Consider the following 1,949-nt stretch of genomic DNA (forward strand, 5'->3'; position numbering starts at 1 on the left):
GGCGGCGGGCAATATAAAAGCTCTATTTTTACCGTTCCCACCTCTTCCAATAGGGCCCGGGCAATATTGCGGCGCTATTTTTTCAAAGGAGTCCAGTAAGGATACCTCTTTCTAAAGTTTTACTTACTTAGAATTTAATTTTTGAGCAATCCTTTGAATAACTGTTTCATAATATGAATTTTGATGTGTAACAAATTGATTCTTTCCTGCCATTTGATCAATATGAATTTTATTGCTCTCTTCGTCCATTTTAAAACCTTCAATATGGATGGTTTCCTTTCCACCCAGCCAAAAGTCATCAAAGTCATCAAACTTAACTTTTATAATTCCGGAAACTTCATCCTCTTGAAGTTTGAAATCTTCAAACCCGCCCGACATTTTATATAAAAATATGTTTGCAATTTCTTTATCTATGAAATTCCCATTGAACACGCGGTAATTTATTACACCCAATGGTTCCAGTTCATGAAAAGAAACATCAATACCCAGCTCTTCCCTTACCTCTCGTACACCATCCATTACAGATTCTTCCGCCAGCAAATGGCCGGCAGCTGTAATATCAAATAGACCTGGATAATCCTTTTTCACTTCACTGCGGAGCTGCAGATAAATATAATCGGTATCCTTTTCCTTACCAACAAACCAACAATGGAATACTTCATGCCAATAGCCGACTCTATGTACTTCTTCCCGAGACGCAACTCCAATTTGATTTCTGTTATCATCAAAAATTTTTAATTTTTCGCTTTCCATTGGTCTTCTCCTAATTAATTTTAAACTATATTCATTTTACCATGAAATCCCATTGGCAAGTTTATTCAAAAGCGGAATTGCCCCGATGCAATTCCTCCTATGCTTTAAAAATTCTTCTCTTTCTTTATGAATAACTGTCTATTTTTATAAGCACGCATTCCCACACCTAAAAGCAAGACACCCGAGAGAAGGAAAATTGATCTTATCGCATCCCAATTTTTTATCATTAATTTGTAGTGGTATATTTAATATTAACTAAAGAATACCATAGCCACTAGTGTTCGTGGATTTTTAAAAATAAGGATGTGAAAATAAATGGATTTTTCTAATAAAACAGTGATTGTTACAGGAGCAGGCAATGGAATTGGAAAAGGAGTAGCGCTTCTTTATGCTGAAAAAGGCGCTAATGTCGTTTTGGCAGATTTGGATGAGCAAGCAGGTTCGCAAACAGCCAGCGCGATAAGCGAACAAGGCGGCGAAGCCCTTTTTGTAAAAATTAACGTGAGACTGGAATCAGACATTGTCCGATTGATGGAAACAGCCTATCAAACCTACGGCCGGATTGATATTTTAATCAATAACGCCGGTAAAGGATTATTCAAGTCCCCTTTTGATGTATCCGTCGAAGAATGGGACGATATCATCAACACGAACTTAAGAAGTGTGTTCCTAGGTTCGCGGGAAGCAGCAAAATATATGCGTCAGAACGAAGATGGCGGTTCGATTGTGAATTTAGCCTCCACACGAGCCATCATGTCTGAGCCGAATTCAGAAGGCTATGCTGCCACTAAAGGGGGAATCGTCGCCATAACGCATGCACTTGCAGCATCTCTTAGTGAATATAGGATCACAGTCAACGCCATTTCCCCAGGCTGGATTGAAACAGGAGATTATTCAAAATTGAGTGTGGCTGATCATGAACAGCATTTTTCAAAGCGGGTCGGAAAGCCGGACGACATTGCCCGGGCCTGTCTTTATTTAACCGCCAAGGAAAATGATTTTGTGACAGGAATCAATCTGGTCGTTGACGGAGGTATGACTCGGAAAATGATTTATGAGGAATAGGAAATGGGGACGGATCCTTGAGAGTTGGTCCGTCCCTCATTCACATCCTTTTCATTTTACAAAAGTAAAATATACCTTTTGAATAATCCAAATCAGGATAATCAGCCAGATGGCAAGAATAATGGAGCCTG

The 1,949-nt window shown here is 39.2% G+C and carries 2 protein-coding genes; one reads left to right on the forward strand and one right to left on the reverse strand.

Going from position 1 to position 1,949, the window contains the following annotated elements:
* Nucleotides 1–123: 123 nt before the first annotated feature.
* Nucleotides 124–753 carry an NUDIX hydrolase gene (locus KHB02_RS28785; RefSeq protein WP_213146386.1) on the reverse strand — a complete coding sequence of 210 codons (630 nt, stop codon included), beginning with the start codon at nt 751–753 and terminating at the stop codon, nt 124–126.
* Between the two features lie 315 nt (nt 754–1,068).
* On the opposite strand from KHB02_RS28785, the gene KHB02_RS28790 reads away from it, so the two are divergent.
* On the forward strand, nt 1,069–1,818 hold the full coding sequence (locus tag KHB02_RS28790; RefSeq protein ID WP_213146385.1) for a glucose 1-dehydrogenase: 750 nt from the start codon (nt 1,069–1,071) through the stop codon (nt 1,816–1,818).
* Nucleotides 1,819–1,949: the final 131 nt, after the last annotated feature.

The organism is Neobacillus citreus (assembly GCF_018343545.2).
In the GTDB taxonomy this organism is placed as follows: Bacteria; Bacillota; Bacilli; order Bacillales; family Cytobacillaceae; genus Neobacillus; species Neobacillus citreus.

Excerpts from the sequence above, each read along its gene's own strand:
- KHB02_RS28785 (WP_213146386.1), bottom strand. The coding sequence starts at position 753 with ATGGAAAGCGAAAAATTAAAAATTTTTGATGATAACAGAAATCAAATT.
- KHB02_RS28790 (WP_213146385.1), top strand. The coding sequence starts at position 1,069 with ATGGATTTTTCTAATAAAACAGTGATTGTTACAGGAGCAGGCAATGGA.